The organism is Caballeronia sp. 11_S32 (assembly GCF_056930355.1).
In genome coordinates this window covers 1,233,603-1,253,975 of record NZ_JBXOWH010000001.1, presented here as the reverse complement: position 1 = coordinate 1,253,975, position 20,373 = coordinate 1,233,603, and the positions used below count along the sequence as shown (strand labels likewise).

The following is a 20,373-nucleotide window of genomic DNA, read 5'->3' as shown; positions in this document are numbered from 1 at the left end:
GGAAAACATCATGTCGACACTGGATTGGGAAGCGGGCACCCTCAAGGGATCGTGGCGCGGCCTCGTGCCGCCGATCGCCGCGCTCGCTGTGTGGTGGTTCGTGTCGCGCGGCGCGCAAGTGGGGCACGGCGTGATGGTTTCGCCCGCGCAGGTCTGGGATACCGCCGTGACGCAAGTTCGAAGCGGGGCGCTCTTGCGCGCGTTGTCGGCGTCGCTTGCGCGTGAGTTGACGGGCTTTGCCATCGGCACGACGCTCGGCCTCGTGCTCGGCGCGCTGCTTGGCATATCGCGGCTCGCGAATCGCGCGATTGCCCCGAGCTTCAATACGTTCAAGCAAGTGTCGCTCTTCGCGTGGATTCCGCTGATATCCGTGTGGTTCGGCTTGGGCGATGTCGCGAAGGTCGTGTTCCTGTCGCTCGCCGCGCTGGTGCCTGTCGTGATGCATACGAGCGACGGCATTCGCGCGGTGCCGGCGAACTGGCTCGACGTGGCGCGCGCATATCGCTACGGCAAGTTGCAGACCTTGACGCATGTCGTGTTGCCCGCCGCGTTGCCTTCGATCTTCACGGGCGTCTATCTCGCGCTCATCTATTCGTGGCTCGCGACGCTGGGCGCGGAATATCTGCTCGTCGCGGGCAGTGGCATAGGCAATACGCTCGTCGATGGCAGCGAGCAGTTTCGAATGGATCTCGTCGTGTTCGGCGTGATCGTGGTCGGTTTGACGGGGTGGGCGTTGAATGCGCTCGCGCGTGGCGTGCAGCGGCGCTGGTTCGATGCATCGCGCGCAGCTTGAGGAGAATCCAGATGACGATGGTAACTGTAATCGAGCAAGACAGCGGATTGACGCTGCGGCATGTTGGCAAGCGGTTCAATGGCGACGATGCGCCGCCGGTTCTCGATCGTATCGATCTTTCGATTGCGAGCGGCGAGTTCGTGAGCATCGTCGGGGCGAGCGGCTGCGGGAAGTCGACGTTGCTGCGGCTCATCGCGGGACTCGATGGCGATCATGAAGGCGAGATCGAGTTCGGCGGCGAGCGCGTCGTGACGACGGACCTGTCGCGCGGGATCGTGTTTCAGGATCATCGGCTGTTTCCGTGGCTGAACGTGGAGCAGAACGTGGCCGTTGCGTTGCGCAACGCGCCGCTATCGAAGGCGGAGAAGGCGCGTGCGGCGGCGGAGCATGTCGCGCTCGTCGGGTTGAACGGTTATGAACGGCATTATCCGCATCAGTTGTCGGGTGGCATGGCGCAGCGTGTCGCGATTGCGCGAGGGCTCGTGAACCGGCCGCGCCTGCTCTTGCTCGATGAACCGTTCGGCGCGCTCGATGCACTCACGCGCGCGCGTTTGCAGGTGGAATTGCAGCGGATATGGGAGCACGAGCGGATCACGATGGTGCTCGTCACGCATGACGTGGAAGAGGCGGTGTTGCTTTCGGACCGGATCGTGGTGATGCAGGCGCGGCCGGGACGAATCGGCGAGGTAATCGAGGTGGGATTGCCGAGGCCGCGGAAGGTGGGGGATCGCGGTGTCGGTAAGTTGCGCGACGATATCGTGGGGACGTTCTTTACGGAAGTGAGCTAAAGCTGCCCTTCGATCGCCGCCTTATCGATCACCGACCACACATTCTCGATCCGCCCTTCGCGAAACGCATAGAACACGTTCTCGCAGAACACAACGCGTTTCCCATCGACGTGCAAACCCATGAAGTCCGCCTTCGGCGTGCAGTCGAACCGAAGGCGGCACGCCACATGCGGCGGCTCGGCAATCAGCAGTTGAATATCGAAGAAGAGATCGGGAATCTCCCGGAAGTCTTTCCTCAGCATCTCGCGATAATCATCGACGGTCAGCGCCCGCCCGTTATAGCGCAGCGCGTCATGAACGAACGTGCCGAGCCGCGGCCAGTCTTGCGCGTTAAGGCAGGCAATGTAGCCGCGATAGATATCCGTAAGCTCGGCTCCGTTCATATCGATAGCTCCGGTTATAGACCCTGTATCGCGCATGGTCTCATGGGTTGGACCGGCCATCTTGCGTCCTGCTTCACGAGCCATCGGTTTTATTTATCGGCCTGACCGTCACGCGGTCACGGCACATCGCTCGATCCGCCGCGCCCCAGCGGCCTTTCCCCATGCTGGAACCCCGTCCAGACAGGCAAACCTCTGGTTAACACGTAGCACCCGCCACGCGCCATTCCCCGCTACCCTTCGGCTTCAGTTTCCCTATAGCAAGCCCGCTCGGCCACGCATTCTGAAGGAGTAGCGCACATGGCACGGATCATCGGAGGCATCGCCGCCTCGCACACACCGACCATCGGTTTCGCGTTCGACAAGAACAAGCGCGACGATCCCGTCTGGGCGCCGATCTTCGAGAACTTCGCGCCCGTCGCGAACTGGCTCGCGGAGAAGCAGCCCGATGTCATCGTCACGATCTACAACGACCACGTCACGTCGTTCTTTTTCGACCACTACTCCGCGTTCGCGCTGGGCGTGGGCCCGGAATGGCGCGTCGCGGACGAAGGCGGCGGCGCGCGCGATCTGCCGCCGATCAAAGGTGATCCGGCGCTCGCGGCGCATATCGGCACGTCGCTCATGACCGACGAGTTCGATATGTCGTTCTTCCAGAACAAGCCGCTCGATCACGGCTGCTTCTCGCCGCTTTCGATGCTGTGCCCGCACAAGCCCGAATGGCCGGTCAAGCTCGTGCCGCTGCAAATGGGCGTGCTGCAATTGCCCGTGCCGAGCGCACGACGGTTCTACAAGCTCGGCCAGGCGCTGCGCCGCGCAATCGAAAGTTATCCGGAAGATATCAAGGTTGCGATTCTCGCAACGGGCGGTCTCTCGCATCAGGTGCACGGCGAGCGCTCGGGCTTCAACAACACGGAATGGGATGCGCGCTTCCTCGATCTCTTCGAGCGCGATCCCGAACAACTCGCGGAAATGACCATCGCCGAATACGCGGCGCTCGGCGGCTACGAAGGCGCCGAAGTGATCATGTGGCTCACGATGCGCGGCGCATTGTCGTCGAATGTCGTGTGCAAGCATCGCAGCTATTACCTGCCGTCGATGGCCGGCATCGCGACCGCGATCTACGAAGGCGAGGACAGCGAGACGAAGCCCGCTATCGTCGAGCGGCATCGTCAGAAGATGGCCGTGCAACTGACCGATGTCGAGAAGCTCGAAGGCACATATCCGTTCTCTATCGAAACGGCGGTCCGCGCATATCGCATCAACGATTATCTGCATCGCATGGTCGAGCCCGCGCATCGCGAGGCGTTCAAGAAGGACGAGGAAGCGAGCTTCGAGGCTGCAGGCCTCAGTGAGCAAGAGCGCGACCTCATTCGCCGACGCGACTGGCGCGGGCTGCTTCATTACGGCGTGATCTTCTTCATGCTCGAAAAGCTCGGCGCGGTGACGGGCGTATCTAACCTGCATATCTATGCCGCGATGCGCGGCGAAACGCTCGAAGAATTCCAGAAGACACGCAATGCGCCCGGCGCGCTGTACTCGGTCGCGGGCAAGGGCGCGGGCAAGCTCGACTGGGACAAGGCGGAAAAGGGCAAGCAATAGGTCAACAAAGGGGACGGAGACAAACATGAAAAGCGGTAAAACGATCGACATCAAGGGCTTCATCGACGAACGGCCCATTTCCGCGTACCAGTGGCTGCTGGTGGCGCTGTGCTTTCTGATCGTGATGGCGGACGGCATGGACGTCGCGATCATGGGCTTCGTCGCGCCTTCGATCATTGCGGACTGGCATATCTCGCGGCCCGCGTTCGGGCTCGTGATGAGCGCGGCGCCCATCGGCCTCGTGATCGGTGCATTGGCGGCGGGTCCGGCATCGGATCGCATCGGACGCAAGTGGGTGTTGATCACCTCCGTGTTCCTCTTCAGCGTGTTCACGATCGCGACCGCGTTCACGACTTCGCCGTCGAGCATGGCGCTTTTGCGTGTATTGACGGGCATCGGCCTCGGCGCCGCGATGCCGAACACGACAACGCTGCTCTCCGAATACGCGCCGCAACGCAAGCGCGCATTGCTCATCACGATCATGTTCACGGGCTTCAATCTCGGCTCGGCGTTGATTGGCTTCGTCGCGGGCTGGCTTATTCCCGTGCATGGCTGGCGCTCGGTGCTGATCTTTGGCGGCGCGCTGCCGCTCGCATTGATTCCGCTGCAGATCTGGCTGCTGCCCGAATCGGCGCGTCTGCTCGCGGTGCGGGGTGCGACGTCGCAACGCATCGGCAAGGTGCTCGGACGCGTGTGCGGCGCGCGCTTCGACGGTGGCGAAACCTTCGTGTCGAACGAACCGCCGCTGCCCACCAAAAGGCCCATCGGCGTGTTGTTCTCGCATGGCTACGGCCTGATGACCGCCGCGCTGTGGGCCACGTATTTCATGGGCCTGCTCGTGATCTATCTGCTGACCGGCTGGTTGCCGACGCTGATGAAGGACGCGGGCCTCACCGTCTCGGCAGCCGCCAACGTCACGGCGATGTTCCAGATCGGCGGCACGATCGGCGCGATCATCGTCGGATGGATCATGGACAAGGCACGGCCCGCGCCGGTCATTAGCGCGGCCTATCTCGGCGGCGCGGTGTGCGTGCTCGGGCTTGCGTGGATCGGCGCGCTGTCGTCTTCGCTCGCGGTGCTCGTGTTCGCAGCGGGCTTCTGCATGAGCGGCGCGCAAACGGGCCTCAACGCCTTCGCGCCGGGGCGTTATCCGACTGTAGCGCGCGCAACCGGCGTGAGCTGGATGCTCGGCATGGGCCGCTTCGGCAGCATCTTCGGCTCCGCGTTCGGCGGCGCGCTGCTCGGCCTCGGCTGGGAGTTCGGCGCCATTCTCGCGATGCTCGCCGTGCCCGCGACGCTCGCCGCCATCGCAATTCTCGTCGCACAACGCACGCATGCCGACGAAGCGCACGCACAAACGACCGCAGCACACTAGTACCTGGAGTAAAGGATGATCATCGACATTCACGGCCACTACACCACCGCGCCAAAAGCGCTGGAAGCGTGGCGCAACCGGCAGATCGCCGGCATCACGAATCCTTCGGCGATGCCGGCGGCATCGGAGCTGCATATCAGCGACGATGAACTGCGCGAATCGATCGAAAGCAATCAGCTTCGCTTGATGCGCGAACGCGGTCTCGATCTCACCGTGTTCAGCCCGCGCGCGAGCTTCATGGCGCATCACATTGGCGGCTTCGAAGTGTCGAGCACGTGGGCCGCGATCTGCAACGAGCTTTGCTATCGCGTGAGCCAGTTGTTTCCGGATAGCTTCGTGCCCGCGGCGATGCTGCCGCAAAGCCCGGGTGTCGATGTATCGACGTGCATTCCCGAACTCGTGAAGTGCGTCGAGCAATACGGCAATGTCGCGATCAACCTGAACCCGGACCCATCGGGCGGGCACTGGACGAGCCCGCCGCTCTCGGACCGCTACTGGTATCCGGTCTACGAGAAGATGGTCGAGTACGACATCCCCGCGATGATTCACGTGAGCACGAGCTGCAACGCGTGTTTTCATACGACGGGCGCGCATTACCTGAATGCGGACACGACCGCGTTCATGCAGTGCCTCACGTCCGATCTGTTCCGCGATTTCCCGACGCTCAAGTTCGTGATTCCGCACGGCGGCGGCGCGGTGCCGTATCACTGGGGGCGTTTCCGCGGTCTCGCGCAGGAGCTGAAAAAGCCCTTGCTGAAGGATCATTTGCTCAACAACGTGTTCTTCGATACCTGCGTGTATCACCAGCCGGGCATCGACCTGCTGACGCGCGTGATTCCCGTCGACAATATTTTGTTTGCAAGCGAGATGATCGGCGCGGTGCGTGGCATCGATCCTGAAACGGGACACTATTTCGACGATACGAAGCGCTATGTCGAGGCTGCGCAGATCGAGCCCGAAGCGCGCTACAAGATTTACGAAGGTAACGCGCGCCGCGTATATCCGCGACTGGATGCGGCGCTCAAAGCGAAGGGGCGGTGAACATGTACGAACTGGGCGTGGTGTATCGCAACATCGATCGCGCGAACGCGGACGCTGCCGACAAGCTCGGCGCGCTCGGCTCGGCGACCGTGCACGAAGCAATGGGGCGTGTCGGCCTGATGAAGACCTGCATGCGGCCGATCTACGTAGGCGCGCAGGCAAGCGGCACGGCCGTGACCGTGCTGCTGCAACCGGGCGACAACTGGATGCTGCATGTGGCAGCCGAACAGATCAGGCCGGGCGATGTCGTCGTGGCCGCATGCACGACCGACAACACCGATGGCTTCTTCGGCGATCTGCTCGCGACGAGTTTCAAGGCGCGCGGCGCGCGTGCGCTGATCATCGACGGCGGCGTGCGCGATGTGCGCGTGCTCACCGAGATGAACTTTCCCGTGTGGAGCAAGGCAATTTCCGCGAAGGGCACGGTTAAAGCGACGCTCGGCTCGGTGAACATTCCGGTCGTGTGCGCGGGCGCAATGGTCACGCCCGGGGATGTGATCGTCGCGGATGACGATGGCGTCGTCGTGGTTCCGGGCGCATCGGCGCAACAAGTGCTCGACAAGGCTATCGCGCGCGAGGCGTTCGAAGAAGAGAAGCGCGCGAAACTCGCGAGCGGCGTGCTCGGTCTCGATATGTACAAGATGCGCGAGCCGCTGGCAAAAGCGGGTCTGCGCTATATCGACTGATGGCTGATACGGCGATGACACTCACCGGCATTTCGTCGATGGCGACGCGCCAGATGCTCAACGATCTCGCCGCCGCGTTCGAAGCGAAAACGGGGCAACGTGTCGCGATCGAATCGGTGGGCGGGGTCGCGGCGGGAAAGCGTATCGGGGAAGGCGAGGCGTTCGATATCGTCGTGCTCGCATCCGATGCGATCGAACGTCTCGCGGCTTCGGGACGTATCGATGCGGGAAGCCGCGTACGCATCGCGCGCTCGGGTATTGCGATCGCGGTCGCATCCGGCGCGCGGCATCCTTCCATCGACGATGAAGCCGCCGTGCGCAAGGCAGTGCTGGCAGCGCGCAGCATCGGTTATTCGACGGGGCCGAGCGGCGTCTATCTGACGCGTTTGTTCGAGCGTTGGGGCATTGCGGAAAGCATCGCTTCGCGCATCGTGCAGGCGCCGCCGGGTGTCGCGGTGGGCTCGCTGATCGCGCGGGGCGAGGTCGAGCTGGGCTTTCAGCAGATGAGTGAAATGATCGGCGTGACGGGCATCGACGTGCTCGGCATGCTGCCACCGGAGATTCAGACGCTGACGGTGTTCGAGGGCGCGGTATGTGCGAACGCCAATGCGCCGGAGTTGGCGCGCTCGTTTCTCGCGTACACGGCCTCGCCTGAAGCTGACGCCACAAAAACATCGCGCGGCATGGAGCCTGCGAAGTAGTTGCGATCGCAACTAGAAAGGCGCGCAGCGGCTGAGTTGGCCGCCGCGCGCCTGTTCACATCACACGCTCATTCCGCCACGGCGTAGCGTTCGAGCCAATGCGCATACGGCGCGGGCAAGGCCCACGAAGGCCGTTCGACCTTCAACTGCTTCGCCGCCTGATACGGCCAATGCGGATTCGAAAGATGCGCGCGGCCGATCATCACGAGGTCGAGCTGTCCGGATTCGACAGCGTGTTCCGCGTTGGGCGGCGAATCGAATCCCCATGCCGACGCAACGGGAATCTCCGCTTCACGCCGCACACGTTCGGCGATCGGGCCGAGAAACGCCGGACCCCACGGAATGCGCGCAGCAGGCGTGGAAAAGCCGACGCTCACGCTCATCAGATCGAGGCCTTTGCGGCGCAATGTCCTCGTCAGTTCGATCGATTCCTTCAGCGTGGCTTCATCGCGGCCATCGTATTCGACGACGCCGAAACGCGCTGTCAACGGCAGGTTTTCAGGCCACACTTCGCGCACCGCATCGAAGGTCTCGACGAGGAAGCGGCTGCGTCCCGCGAGATCGCCGCCGTACTGGTCGTCGCGCTGGTTCGCATCGACGGAGAAGAAGCTCTGCGCGAGATAACCATGCGCGAAGTGCAGTTCGAGCCATTCGAAGCCCGCTTCGCGTGCACGGCGCGCGGCCGCCGCGAAGTCCGCCTTCACGCGCTCGATATCGTCGAGGCTCATCGCCTTCGGCACTTTCGGCAGGCCCGCGCCGAACGGGACGGCCGAAGGCGCGAGCGTGTCCCAGCCGCGCGCATCGTCGGGGGAAATGTGATCGTCGCCTTCCCACGGACGGTTCGCACTCGCCTTGCGGCCCGCATGCGCGATCTGGATGCCGGGCACCGCGCCCGCCGCCTTGATCACCGCGGCAATGCGCTTCATGCCTTCGATGTGCGCGTCGTCCCAGAGGCCCGTGCAGCCCGGCGTGATGCGGCCTTCCGGCGACACGCCCGTCGCCTCGACGATCACGAGGCCCGCGCCGCCGCGCGCAAGGCTCGCATAATGGCTGAGGTGCCAGTCGTTGACGAAGCCGTCGATGGCGCTGTACTGGCACATCGGCGGAATGGCGATGCGGTTGCGCAGCGTGACGTCCTTCAGCTTGAAAGGAGTGAAGAGTGCTGACATCTGAGATTCTCTGATTCGGATGACCGAAGTCGAATTGAGTTGAGGGCTCGAGAATAAACCGTCAGTGTCATAATGAAAACTATCCGCAGATTATCGATTCAATAAATTTTCGTGATACTCAATCCGCAATGGCTGCGCACCTTTCTTGCGCTCGCCGATCTCGGCAACTTCACGCGTGCCGCTGAACGGCTCGATCTGACGCAGGCCGCCGTGAGCCAGCATCTCCGCCATCTCGAAGACGAACTGGGACTGCTCGTGGTTCGCCGTCCGCGCGGCATCGAGCTGACGCCGGCGGGCAGGGCGCTCATCGACTACTGCGATGAAATGGAGCTGGCGGGCAAGCGTCTCGCGTCGCGCCTGTCAGACAGCGAAGACGAAGCGGGAGAGATCGGCCTCATCACGCGGGGCAGCATCGGGCTCGTGCTGTTTCCGCTATTGCTCGATCTGCAGCAGCAGCGCCCCGAATGGAAGATGCGCCATCGTTTCGCGCCGGATGCGGAAGTGCTCGAAGCCGTGCTGGAGAGCCGCTACGATCTCGGCATCGTGGCACTGAAGCCGGACGATCCGCGTCTTGCGGCGACCAAGTTCATCGAGGAGCCGCTCGAACTCGTCGTGCCCGCGAACGTGGAGGTGCATGAGTGGAGCGATCTCGAACGGCTCGGCTTCATCGACTATCCGGAAGGGCATGCCACGGCGATTCGTCTCTTGAGCCGGCGGTTTCCGGGCAATCCGGGTGTCGGCAGCCTGCGGCGGCAAGGCTATAGCAATCAGATCAGCCTCATTCTGGAGTTCGTCGCGCGCGGGCTTGGCTTTACCGTGATACCGCGTTATGCGCGCATCGCGTTCGGCAGGCCGGAAGCGATCGCCGTCGTGGAGTGCGGCGCGCCGGTGCACGATACGATGTGGCTCATTCGCCGCGCCGAATGGCCGCTGCCCGCGCGTTGCGCGCGGACCGTGGAGTATTTGCGGGAGCGCGTGGGCGTTCCCGCGATGAAGGCGGAGCCGAAGAAGAAACGTTCGACCGCAACCCGCCGTTAGTCAGTGCCCCCAGCGCAACACGAGCGGATCGAGCCTGCGCGCGACTTTCAGCAGCCCTTCTCGCACGGCGGGATGCATCGGCGCGAGCGGATGACGCACCGCGTCCGAGCGAATCACGCCGCCTTCCTTCATCAAGGTCTTGCACGCGGCGAGACCGCATTGCCGGTTCTCGTAGTTGATGAGCGGAAGCCACTGCTGATACAACTCGGCGGCCTTTTCGGTATCGCCCGCGAAATAGGCGTCGACGATCTTGCGAATGCCGTCCGGATAGCCGCCGCCCGTCATCGCGCCGGTTGCGCCCGCGTCGAAGTCGGGCATCAGCGTGATGGCTTCCTCGCCGTCCCACGGACCGACGATCGCATCGCCGCCGAGTTCGATCAATTCGCGCAGCTTCGACGCGGCCTGCGCCGTTTCGACCTTGAAGTACGACACGTGCTCGACATCGCGCGCGAGCTTTGCGAGAAACGATGCGGAGAGCGGCGTGCCCGCGACGGGCGCGTCCTGAATCATGATCGGAATGTCGATCGCATTGGACACTTCGCGGTAGAACTCGTGAATGCCGCGCTCGCCCACGCGAATGGTCGCGCCATGATACGGCGGCATGATCATGACCATCGCGGCGCCCGCGTCCTGCGCGGCACGGCTGCGCTCGGCGCAGATGCGCGAGCTGAAATGCGTCGTCGTGACAATGACAGGCACGCGGCCCGCCACGTGTTCGAGCACGGTGCGTTGAACGGTATCGCGCTCCGCGTCCGATAGCGCAAACTGCTCGGAGAAGTTCGCGAGTATGCATACGCCGTGCGAACCGGCGTCGATCATGAAGTCGATCGCGCGCTTCTGGCCTTCGAGATCGAGCCGGCCTTGATCGTCGAAGATGGTCGGCGCGACGGGAAAAACGCCGCGATAAGTCGGTGCAGCCATCGAAGTGTGTCTCCTGTGATTGTTCTGGACGCGGAACAAGCCTGCGTGGGGCCGTCTCAGCCTACGCCGCAATGCCACACCGCAGTCTCGCAAACTGTGCGATAGCCGTCTATTGAATTCCGCTGATGGGGTGATTACCAGCGGTTATTACGCTGCAATGAAAGCGACGTCCTTTAGAGGATGCCGAAAACCGTCCTACACTTCATGCGGACTCACCCGGGAATCCGCGCATGCCCGCCGACGCGCCGCAGCAATTTCGTCCCTCCAGCGAGATCAATATCTGGCCGCTCCTGCGCGCGGCCGCCGCGCTGTTGCCCTTCGTCGTGCTCGCCCTGGCGACGGGCAACGCATTGTGGATGAAGGCGTCGCTGCTCGCGATCGCGACCATCATCGCGGAAGACAAGCTCGCGCTCAGGCCGTTGGGCGTTGCCGCGCACGGGCTTGCGATCATCGCGGGCACGTATCTGATGCTGCTCGCCGAGCTGGTGCCGGCGTTCTTCGTCATCGCATGCATGATGCTCGCCGCGGGCGTGATCCTGCTTGCAGCGCGGGGCAAGAAGTTGCGCGCGCTCGGCAACTGGACCTTCATTCCGGTGCTGATCCTCGCGAACGAGCTTCACGGCGGGCGCACCGTCGATGCGTTGATGCGCGCGGCGCCCGCGTGGCTGCCTTATCTGATCGTCGCGCTGGGGCCCGCCGTTCTGTCGGCCTATATCCGTTCGCGCGGCAAGCCGGCGTCGCGCTGGTCCAATCTCGATGACTTCGGCTCGAGCGCGCCCTTCGGCGAAGATCTCACCGCGATGCTCGCGGGTGTCGGCATCGCGGCGGTGATGGTCGTCTATTGGCGCATGGAGAACGCGCAATGGGTGATCTGGGGCGCGGCCAGCATCGTGACGGGCGCGGTGGATACGGCGCGCGCGAAGCTTACGAACCGTGCGATCGGCGTGGTGGCCGGCGTGCCTGTCGGCGTCGCGCTCGGGCGCTACGTGGTGCCGCATTCGAGCATGGCCGTCACGCTCGCGACGCTCGCCGTATTTCTCACGCTCGTCGCGTTTCAGCGCTATATCGTCGCGTATTTCTTTCGCTGCATGTTCGTGGCGCTCGCCATCATGCTGGCGAATCAGTCCGCCGCCGATGCCTTCGAACGGCTCACGCATGTGCTCGCGGGCGGCGTCATCGGCATTGTTTGCGTGCTGGGCGTGCATGTCGTGGCGAGCCGTCTGTCGCGATGAAGGCGTGGCGGGAGCAGTGCGCGCGCGATCAATGACAGGTGATAGCAGAGCCTCGGGCTGAGGCCGTAGGCGTAGGCATCGGGATGATCGAGCGCGACGCGCAGCGCGGCGAACGGCGCATCGTGCTTCGCGTGCAGCGACACGACGATCGGCGCGAGCCTGCGCAACGCGGCGCGGCGCGCGGCTTCGAGCGACGCATCGAGCGACAGGCCATGCACGAAAGAATACGCCGTGAGCGCGGCGGCGGACGTGGAGACGCGCGTGCTGTTCGATATCGAACGCGGCGTCTTGCGGTAATACGACACATATTCGTGCGTATAAAAAACCTGCGATGCCGCGAGACACAATTCGACGCCGAATACGAAATCGCAGCAGGCGCCCGCATCGTCGCGATAACCCACGCGCCGCACGAGTGTCGCGAGCGCGATCCATCCGTTGTTGGGGAACATCTGCACGAGGCCGGTTCGTCCGGGCAGCGCCTGCATGCCTTGCGTGTGCCGGGTGCGATGAAACGCGGCATTGAGACGCGCGCTTCGCCGCGGATCGACGCGGCCCGCGGCATCGACTTCATATTGATCGCCGAATGCGGCTTCCAGATGCGGATGCGCGCGCCACAGCGCGACTAGACGCGCGACGCCGTCGGTGACGAGGTAATCGTCATCGTGAATCAGCATGATGAGCGTGCCTGCCGCGCGCGCGAAAAGACTCGCGACATTGCGCGCCTGTCCGAGCGGCGGATCGTGACGCACGTAGCGAATGCGCGCATCGTGCGCGTACCGCGTGCGGATCAGGCGTTCGGTGCGATCGTCGTGCGAATCGTCGCCGATCAGAATCTCGATGTGCGGATAGCTTTGCGCGATGCACGAGTTCAGACATTCGACGATCAGTTCAGGCCGATCGCAAGTCGGCAGGCAAATCGAGACCGTCAATGCGCTCGTCATGTCTTCTTCTCGCTTGTCTCTTTGTTATTGCGTCTATTGTTCAGAAGACGCTTCATGTTTCGAAATGTTGTGTGGATGTCAGCAAGTTAGAAGAAAATTAATTGGAAAAAATTAAGTAAAAAATGCGAGGCGATTGCGGGAAAGTTATCGAGTCATTGCCGCAGCGACGATCGTCATGGAACCAAGCAGCACGAGCACGATGCCGATGACTCGCCCCACGCGCATGGTCGAAGGCAGCACGCGTTCGGCCGTGATCGCGAGCGTGACGAGCAACATCGCGCGCGGGTCCATCACGCCGAAGACGAACAGCGCGGCGGTCAGGCCGGCGCAGCACGCGACGCAATGAAGACCGTGACGCATGCCGTCGCGCCATGAGGCGGCGTGCGCTCCCGCAACGCTGGCAACGCTGCGGCAGCATGCCAGCAGATGCGCATGCCGCTTCGAGCTTTGATAAGCGCCCGCCAGCAACAGGACGGCGCCGCTCGCATGGGGAACCCAACGCGCGATCGATGCCGCGCGCATCATGAGTTCGGTGAACATCGCGCCGAGCGCGAAGACCGCTATGCCGAGCGCCGTCCACAGACCGAAGTAAGCCGTCGCCATGATCAGCGAGCGCCGCGTGGCGCGCGTCGATCCCGCGCGTTCGAGCATCGCGCGATAACGCCACAGAAGCGGCGCGAACGAAGGCAGCATCATCGCCGTCATCATTGCGATCCACATGCCGGTGAACGATGCCGCCGCGCGCAGCCACGAGCGGCCGCACATCGGCGTGAAGGTGGGCGAGAGCATCCAGCCGCCGGGCATCGGGATGTCGCTCATCGGTGACATCGACCTGTGCATCGCATAAGTGATGAGCACGCTCGCCGTGAAAACGAGCGCGGCGGCGGCGAAGAAGCGGCGGCGCGCAACACGCGCGTCCTCTCGTTCGATGATGTCGGTCAGCGCGTTCATGCTCTTGCTCCTTTGCGTCCGTCCGGCGCGCGTCGGGTACGGTGTTAGATTAGTCGCGGGCATCCTTCGCAAAGGAGTGACAAGTGTGTCGGGATTCGCATGGATTCGCTGATCACGGCGGCGGCGCGCGCGCTCGCGGCGGGTGATCCGCTCGGCGCGCTGAACCGTATCGCGCTGCGCGACGACGCGAGCGCGCTCGCGTTGCGCGGCATCGCGATGGCGCAGCTCGGCGACTTCGCGCGGGCGCGCGCGCTCGTCAAAAGCGCAGCGCGCGCGTTCGGCGCGAAGGAGGCGCTGGCGCGCTCGCGCTGCATCGTCGCGGAAGCGGAGATTGCGCTGGCATCGCGCGATCTCGCGTGGCCCGCGAAGGCGCTCGATCACGCGCGCGCCATTCTCGAAGCGCACGGCGACCGCGTGAACGCCGCGCATGCGCGCTATCTGGAAGTGCGCCGCGCGCTTCTCATCGGACGGATCGACGATGCCGCGCGCATGCTCGCCGAGCTGGAACCGGAAGCGCTCCCGGCCGCGTCGCGGACGGCGCATGAGCTGATCGTCGCGGGCATCGCGATGCGGCGTCTTCAGACAAAAGCGGCGCGCGCCGCGCTCGATCGCGCGACCGATGCCGCGCGGCACGCGGGCATTCCCGCGCTGGCCGCCGAAGTGGACAGCGCGTGGCGCATCCTGCGCGCACCCGCCGCGCGTGTCATCGCGCAAGGAGAAGAACGGCTGTTGCTGCTCGACGAAGTGGAGACGCTGTTCGCTTTGAATGCGTTCGTCGTCGATGCGTGTCGTTTGTGCGTGCGCGAAAACGGCACGTCGATTTCGCTCGCGACGCGCCCCGTGCTCTTCACGCTCGCGCGCCAGCTTGCACAGGCGTGGCCCGGCGATGTGCCGCGCGATGCGCTGATCCTGCGCGCGTTTCGCATCAGGGAAGCCGACGAGACGCATCGCGCGCGGCTGCGCGTCGAGGTGGGCAGGCTGCGCACGATGCTGCGCGCGCACGCGGACATCGATGCGACGCCGCGCGGCTTCGCACTCAAGCCGCGTCATGCGCGCGGCGTGGCCGTGCTCGCGCTGCCCGTCGAGGACGAATACGCGCCGCTGCTCGCGTTTCTCGCCGATGGCGAATCGTGGTCGAGCTCGGCGCTCGCGATCGCGCTCGGCGCGAGTCAGCGCACGGTGCAGCGCTCGCTCGATGCGCTCGCCGCGAGCGGCAAGGTGCAATCGTTCGGACGGGGCCGCGCGCGCCGCTGGACCACGCCGCCGATGCCGGGATTCACGACGGCCTTGTTACTCCCCGTCGAGCTCGCGAGTGATTAGCATGAAGTCACGACCACATCAGGAGGACGGCGACATGAAACGCGCAAAGGCGGAAATCATCCGCGAATACGGGCCTTTTGCGGATATCGAAGGCGTGCACGGCGTCACCTGGGACGGCGAGCGTGTGTGGTTCGCCGCCGGCGACACGCTCAACGCCTTCGATCCCGAGAGCGGCGAGAAAGAGCGCTCGCTGAATGTCGCCGCGCACGCGGGCACGGCCTTCGACGGCGAGCATCTGTTTCAGATCGCCGAGGACCGCATCCAGAAGATCGATCCGAAGACAGGCCGCGTGCTGTCGACGATTCCCGCGCCCGGCGGCGGCGCGGACTCGGGTCTCGCGTGGGCCGAGGGCACGCTGTGGGTCGGGCAATACAACGAGCGCAAGATTCATCAGGTCGATCCGCGCGATGGCGCGATTCTGCGCACCATCGAGTCGAACCGCTTCGTCACGGGCGTGACGTGGATCGACGGCGAGTTGTGGCACGCCACGTGGGAAGGCGACGAGAGCGAGCTGCGGCACATCGATCCGCAATCGGGCGATGTCATCGAGCGGCTGGAGATGCCGGAAGGCGTGGGCGTGTCGGGACTCGAATCGGACGGTCACGAGCGCTTCTTCTGCGGCGGCGGACGCACGGGCAAGGTGCGGGCCGTGCGCAAGCCCAAGCGCGTTTGATTTCGCCAGCGTCCAGTTTTCGTCCGCCCCTTCGATGCGAGGCGCATGGCGGACGAACTGCCCTTTGACTCACGATGCATCGATGCATCGATGCGACGCCGAGGCCGAAAGCGCTTAGAGCCGCTGCGATTAGCCTTTATGCTGTCGAATCCGCCAAGCGCGGTACGATTCTTTCGATACGTAAAGGCAGGCATTGACCTCGAATATCTCCGACCATCGTCAGCTCGATTCCTGGATCGGCGAGACGGCACGCGCCATTCGCGATTTCGACTGGAGCGCCACGCCGCTCGGCGCCATCGACGCATGGCCGCAAGTGCTGCGCTCCGTCGTGCAGGTAATGCTGCGCAACGCGTTGCCGATGGCGGTGCTGTGGGGCGAGGAAGGCACGCTGCTCTATAACGACGCCTACGCGAGCTTCTCCGGCGGGCGGCATCCGCGCATTCTCGGCCTGCCGATCGAAGAAGCATGGCCGGAAGCGGCCGCGTTCAACCGCAACGTGGTGGATACGGGGCTGCGCGGCGAATCCCTGTCCTATCGCGACATCAGCTTCGTGCTGCCGCGCGACGGACGCGATGCCGAGGTGTGGCTCGATCTGCATTACAGCCCGGTCGCATCGAATGAAGGCGTGCCGGTCGGCGTGCTGGCGATCGTCGTCGACACGACCGGGCGCGTAGTGCTCGAACGCACGCGCGCCGAGGCGGAAGCGGCGTTTCGGGAAGCCAATGAACGGCTGCAACTGGCGCTCAATTCGGGCGCGGTGCTCGGCACGTTCGTCTGGGAGATCGCCGACGACCGCGTGAAGGGCGACGAACGCTTCGCACGGACGTTTTCGTTTTCGCTCGATCAGGTCACGGTCGGCGTGCCGATCGCGGCCGCGTTCGCGGTCATTCATCCGGAGGACCGCGAGCGCATCATGTCGCTCGTCGCGCGGACCGTGCGCGACAACGAGCCATATCGAGCGGAATATCGCATCCGTTCGGGCGATTCGGGCTGGACATGGATTCTCGCCACCGGACGATGCGAATACGATGCAGCCGCCCGGCCGGTGCGCTTCACGGGCGTGATCATCGACATACATGATCGCAAGATCGCCGAGGAGAGCCTCAAGGAACTGACGCGCGGCCTCGAGGACAAGATCTCGGAAGCGGTGGCCGAGCGCATCGCCGTGGAAGCGCAACTGCGTCAGAGCCTGAAGATGGAGGCGCTCGGCGCGATGACGGGCGGCGTCGCGCATGATTTCAACAACACGCTGCAGGCGATCAGCGGCAACCTGCAATTGCTGCAGTATCTTCCTCCGACCGACAGCCGCGTGCCCGAGCGCGTGCAGGCCGCGATGGAAGCCGTGCAGCGCGGCGCGAAGCTCGCGTCGCAATTGCTGTCGTTCGCGCGGCGGCAGCCGCAGTCGCCCGTCGTGATCAATCCGCGGCGTCTGTTCGATGAAATGCACGAGCTTTTGCAGCATGCGGTGGGGCCGTCGGTGCTCATCGGCGCGTTGCTGGCCGAACGCGCGTGGAACTTCTGCGCGGACCGCAATCAGCTCGAGAACGCGCTGCTCAATCTCGCGATCAATGCGCGCGACGCAATGCGCGGCGACGGCAAGCTCACGCTCGCGTGCTCGAACGAAGTGCTGGACGCGGCAGCGTGCGAAGGCAAGGACTTGCATCCGGGCGAATATGTGAAGCTGTCCGCATCGGATACCGGCGCGGGCATGGGGCCCGAAGTGCTCGAGCGCGCGTTCGAGCCGTTCTACACGACGAAACCCGAAGGCCACGGCACGGGTCTCGGTCTGTCGATGGTGTTCGGCTTCGTCAAGCAGTCGGGCGGGCATATCGCGGTGTCGAGCTCGGTCGGCGTGGGCACGACGGTGGAGATGTTTTTCCCGCGCAGCTTCGGCGACGAAACCGCGCAGCCCGGAGGCGATGCGCCGGCGGAACATGCGGGCGGCGCGACCGTGCTCGTCGTGGATGATGACGCGGCGGTGTTGACATCGACCGTTGCGATTCTCGAAGCGATGCATTACACGGTGCTGCGCGCAGCGAACGGCGATGCCGCGATGAGCGTGCTCGAAAGCGGCGTGAACGTGGATGTGATTCTGACGGACGTCGTGATGCCCGGAAGAGTGAAGTGCGCCGATCTCGCGGAATGGGCGTTTTCGCAGCGGCGCCCGGTGCCGGTGATTTACGCGTCGGGCTATACGCGCGACATCATTTCGCGCGATGGCGTGTTGCGGCCGAACGTGACCTTGCTGGCCAAGCCTTATCGGGCGGAGGCGCTGGCGAAGGAGATCGCGGGGGCGTTGAAAGGCGCGGGGTAGGCGCGCTCTGCAAAATCTACCGCCTTCGCCTTACTAAAGCTTTGTGCCCGCCCGCCGATAAACACCCAACGAACATTTAGCGCAACAGGGTAGCAGCGGTGCAGAGCAGAGCGACCGATTTTCTCGGGACCATTGGCGAGAGTGTCGCCAGAAACTTGCCGTACATCGACTACGCCCGCCGTTTCGATGGACTCGGTCTCGCTCCGCTCGGCGTGCTCATCGCGGCGTGCGGCACCTTCTTCATGCCGCTTCCATGGAACGTGCTGCTCGCGGCGCTCGTGTTCGGCGCGACGCTCGTCATGCATCGCATGCGGGAAGCGAAGCGCAAGATCTTCGTGGCGCATCAGGTCGCGCATGGCCTGCTGTCCATCGCCGAGGATTGCCTCAAGCTGCTTTCCCTCGAAGGCCGGATCATGTGCGTCTCCGATGTCGGCCTGCGCCTTATCGGAGCGGAATCCGCGGACGATGTCGTCGGCATCGACTGGCTCGCGCTGTGGGACGGCCCCGATGGTCGCGAGGCTTTCGAACGCGCGAAACGCGGCGAATCGACGTCGTTCTCCGGCGCGTGCCGCACGATGACCGGCACGCTGAAGTCGTGGACGTCCACGCTCGCGCCTGTCTACGGCGAGCACGGCAAGATCACGGCCGTGCTGTGCAAATCCCGCGATATCACCGCGGAAGTGAAGCTCATCGACGAGTTGCGCGGCAACGCGCGCGTGCAGAAGGACATGGAAGATCATGTCGATGCCGTCTTCTGGACCGCGACGCACGATTTTCGCGAACTCCTGCACGTGAGCTCGGCCTTCGAGCGCATGTGGGAAATGCCGGTGTCCGCGCTCGAAGCCGATCAGACCGCATGGTCGCAGCGCGTGCATCCCGACGATCTGCCCGCATTGCGCGACGAGATGCGCACCGCCGTGAACACGGGCGCGGCGACGCAGAGCTATTTCCGCCTGTGCCTGCCGCATGACCGCACGCGCTGGGTGCGCGCGGATATCTATCCGGTGACCGAGGATGGCGCGGTGTCGCGCGTCGTGAGCGTATGCGTCGATGCCACAGACGAACGCCAGCGTCTTCAGGAACTGCATCGGCTCGCGAACACCGACAGCCTCACGGGCCTGAGCAACCGCAACGCGATGATGGATGCGCTCGTGAAGCGCTGCGAATCCGACGCGCCCTTCGCGTATCTCTTCGTGGATATCGATCGCTTCAAGTCCATCAACGATACGGCGGGCCATATCGCCGGCGACGCCGTGCTGCGCACCATCGCCAAGCGCATTCACGAGACGCTGCCCGATGGCGCCGTGGCCGCGCGTCCGGGCGGCGACGAGTTCACGGTGATCCTGCCCGGCACGTTCGAACAGGAGAGCATCGCGCGCGCATGCCGCAAGCTCTCGCTCGCGTGTCATCGTCCGATCAAGACCGATTGCAAGAGCCTGACGATGACATGCTCGATCGGCGTCGCGCTCTATCCCGAGCATGGGCGCACGCCCGAAGCGCTTTTCATCAGCGCCGACATGGCGATGTACGCCGCCAAGCGCGCGGGCCGCAACACGTTCCGCGTGTTCGGCGATCGCGAGAAGGACGATCTCGCGCGCGCGCATCTCGAAGCGGAGCTGCACGGCGCGATCCGCGAGAATCAGTTCGTGCTGCACTATCAGCCGCAATATCGCGTCGATTCGGGCGCGCTCGTCGGCGTCGAGGCGCTGCTGCGCTGGAATCATCCGCAACTCGGCCTGCTCGGCCCCGGCGCGTTCGTGTCGGTGCTGGAAGAGAGCGCGCTCATCGTCGAGGCGGGGCACTGGGTCATCCGCGAGGCGGTGCTGGCGGCGTCGCAACTGGCGCTCGCGCTGCCTGCCTCGAGTTCGGTGGCGCTCAACGTGTCGCCGAAGCAGTTCCGCGATCCGCGTCTCGTGTCCGTGCTGAGACACGCGATCAAGCGTGGCGGCATCGATTCGAACCGCATCACGCTCGAGATCACGGAGTCCGCGCTGATCGACAATGTCGACGATGCGCAGGACGTCCTGTCCAGCGTCCGCGCGATGGGCGTGCGTATCGCCATCGACGATTTCGGCACCGGCTATTCGAGTCTCAGCTATCTCGCGCGCTTTCGTCCGGACGTGCTGAAACTCGACAAATCCTTCGTCGACAACATCGCGACCGATGTGATGGTGCGCACCGTGGTCGAAGGCGTGATCGATCTCGCGCACAAGCTCGGCGTGACGGTGGTCGCGGAAGGCGTCGAGACAGAGGAGCAGCTCGACACGCTGCGCGACGTGCGATGCGACAAGGTGCAGGGCTTTCTGCTCAGCCGTCCGGTTCCGCTCGAAGATCTGGTGGAACGGGCCGAAGCGAACGAAGCCGCGACGGCGCAGTGAGCCGCGCGTCTTTTTCCGCCGGCGTTATCATCGCGATGGACGCAATCCGATAGCGCTGCGCGCGTGACCT

18 protein-coding genes are annotated in these 20,373 nt (G+C 64.2%); 13 read left to right on the top strand and 5 right to left on the bottom strand.

Translation table 11 applies throughout. From position 1 onward, the window contains the following. The first annotated feature begins 10 nt into the window (after nucleotides 1–10). Both AC1Z32_RS05730 and AC1Z32_RS05725 read left to right on the top strand, forming a co-directional pair. Complete coding sequence (locus AC1Z32_RS05730) at nucleotides 11–793, top strand: ABC transporter permease (RefSeq protein ID WP_483477723.1); 783 nt, start codon at nucleotides 11–13, stop codon at nucleotides 791–793. A 17-nt stretch (nucleotides 794–810) separates the two neighbouring features. Continuing rightward, a complete protein-coding gene (locus tag AC1Z32_RS05725) occupies nucleotides 811–1,581 on the top strand; it encodes an ABC transporter ATP-binding protein (protein WP_483478210.1) in 771 nt (256 codons plus the stop codon). Here the strand turns inward: AC1Z32_RS05725 and AC1Z32_RS05720 are convergent. Next, nucleotides 1,578–1,964: an ester cyclase gene (locus AC1Z32_RS05720; protein ID WP_483477722.1), complete on the bottom strand. Its 387-nt coding sequence runs from the start codon at nucleotides 1,962–1,964 to the stop codon at nucleotides 1,578–1,580. The two genes, AC1Z32_RS05725 and AC1Z32_RS05720, sit on opposite strands and share 4 nt — an antisense overlap. A gap of 297 nt (nucleotides 1,965–2,261) precedes the next feature. On the opposite strand from AC1Z32_RS05720, the gene AC1Z32_RS05715 reads away from it, so the two are divergent. From AC1Z32_RS05715 to AC1Z32_RS05695, 5 genes are read left to right on the top strand one after another with little or no spacing between them, the layout of a single operon-like run. Continuing rightward, a complete protein-coding gene (locus AC1Z32_RS05715) occupies nucleotides 2,262–3,563 on the top strand; it encodes a gallate dioxygenase (protein ID WP_483477721.1) in 1,302 nt (433 codons plus the stop codon). Between the two features lie 25 nt (nucleotides 3,564–3,588). Beyond that, nucleotides 3,589–4,938: an MFS transporter gene (locus AC1Z32_RS05710; protein ID WP_483477720.1), complete on the top strand. Its 1,350-nt coding sequence runs from the start codon at nucleotides 3,589–3,591 to the stop codon at nucleotides 4,936–4,938. A gap of 15 nt (nucleotides 4,939–4,953) precedes the next feature. After that, nucleotides 4,954–5,979, top strand: a complete 1,026-nt coding sequence (locus AC1Z32_RS05705; protein ID WP_483477719.1) for an amidohydrolase family protein — start codon at nucleotides 4,954–4,956, stop codon at nucleotides 5,977–5,979. Between the two features lie 2 nt (nucleotides 5,980–5,981). After that, a complete protein-coding gene (gene ligK, locus AC1Z32_RS05700) occupies nucleotides 5,982–6,665 on the top strand; it encodes a 4-carboxy-4-hydroxy-2-oxoadipate aldolase/oxaloacetate decarboxylase (protein WP_483477718.1) in 684 nt (227 codons plus the stop codon). A gap of 14 nt (nucleotides 6,666–6,679) precedes the next feature. Beyond that, nucleotides 6,680–7,366, top strand: coding sequence for a substrate-binding domain-containing protein (locus AC1Z32_RS05695; RefSeq protein ID WP_483477717.1), 687 nt, complete (start codon nucleotides 6,680–6,682; stop codon nucleotides 7,364–7,366). Nucleotides 7,367–7,434: 68 nt separating this feature from the next. Here the strand turns inward: AC1Z32_RS05695 and AC1Z32_RS05690 are convergent, their stop codons facing one another. Beyond that, nucleotides 7,435–8,535 carry an NADH:flavin oxidoreductase/NADH oxidase gene (locus tag AC1Z32_RS05690; protein WP_483477716.1) on the bottom strand — a complete coding sequence of 367 codons (1,101 nt, stop codon included), beginning with the start codon at nucleotides 8,533–8,535 and terminating at the stop codon, nucleotides 7,435–7,437. Nucleotides 8,536–8,649: 114 nt separating this feature from the next. On the opposite strand from AC1Z32_RS05690, the gene AC1Z32_RS05685 reads away from it, so the two are divergent. Further along, entirely contained in the window at nucleotides 8,650–9,573 is a 924-nt protein-coding gene (locus AC1Z32_RS05685; RefSeq protein WP_483478209.1) for a LysR family transcriptional regulator, read from the top strand. On the opposite strand, the gene AC1Z32_RS05680 is transcribed toward AC1Z32_RS05685, so the two are convergent. Then, the gene (locus AC1Z32_RS05680) at nucleotides 9,574–10,494 is read right to left on the bottom strand and encodes a dihydrodipicolinate synthase family protein (RefSeq protein WP_483477715.1); all 921 of its coding nucleotides are present in this window, start codon (nucleotides 10,492–10,494) and stop codon (nucleotides 9,574–9,576) included. It abuts the gene before it with no gap. Nucleotides 10,495–10,724: 230 nt separating this feature from the next. Between AC1Z32_RS05680 and AC1Z32_RS05675 the strand changes: the two genes are divergently transcribed. After that, entirely contained in the window at nucleotides 10,725–11,726 is a 1,002-nt protein-coding gene (locus AC1Z32_RS05675) for an FUSC family protein (protein WP_483477714.1), read from the top strand. Here the strand turns inward: AC1Z32_RS05675 and AC1Z32_RS05670 are convergent. Then, nucleotides 11,615–12,667, bottom strand: a complete 1,053-nt coding sequence (locus tag AC1Z32_RS05670; protein ID WP_483477713.1) for a glycosyltransferase family 2 protein — start codon at nucleotides 12,665–12,667, stop codon at nucleotides 11,615–11,617. The two genes, AC1Z32_RS05675 and AC1Z32_RS05670, sit on opposite strands and share 112 nt — an antisense overlap. Before the next feature lie 144 nt (nucleotides 12,668–12,811). Next, entirely contained in the window at nucleotides 12,812–13,618 is an 807-nt protein-coding gene (locus tag AC1Z32_RS05665) for a DUF2182 domain-containing protein (protein ID WP_483477712.1), read from the bottom strand. Between the two features lie 99 nt (nucleotides 13,619–13,717). Here AC1Z32_RS05665 and AC1Z32_RS05660 point away from each other — a divergent pair, with 99 nt between their 5' ends. The 4 genes from AC1Z32_RS05660 (at nucleotide 13,718) to AC1Z32_RS05645 (ending at nucleotide 20,303) form a co-directional block, all read left to right on the top strand. Then, nucleotides 13,718–14,938 carry a helix-turn-helix domain-containing protein gene (locus AC1Z32_RS05660; protein WP_483477711.1) on the top strand — a complete coding sequence of 407 codons (1,221 nt, stop codon included), beginning with the start codon at nucleotides 13,718–13,720 and terminating at the stop codon, nucleotides 14,936–14,938. Nucleotides 14,939–14,972: 34 nt separating this feature from the next. Beyond that, a complete protein-coding gene (locus AC1Z32_RS05655) occupies nucleotides 14,973–15,611 on the top strand; it encodes a Vgb family protein (RefSeq protein WP_483477710.1) in 639 nt (212 codons plus the stop codon). A 193-nt stretch (nucleotides 15,612–15,804) separates the two neighbouring features. Beyond that, complete coding sequence (locus AC1Z32_RS05650; protein ID WP_483477709.1) at nucleotides 15,805–17,925, top strand: hybrid sensor histidine kinase/response regulator; 2,121 nt, start codon at nucleotides 15,805–15,807, stop codon at nucleotides 17,923–17,925. Between the two features lie 98 nt (nucleotides 17,926–18,023). Further along, nucleotides 18,024–20,303, top strand: coding sequence for an EAL domain-containing protein (locus AC1Z32_RS05645; protein ID WP_483477708.1), 2,280 nt, complete (start codon nucleotides 18,024–18,026; stop codon nucleotides 20,301–20,303). Nucleotides 20,304–20,373 lie beyond the last annotated feature (70 nt).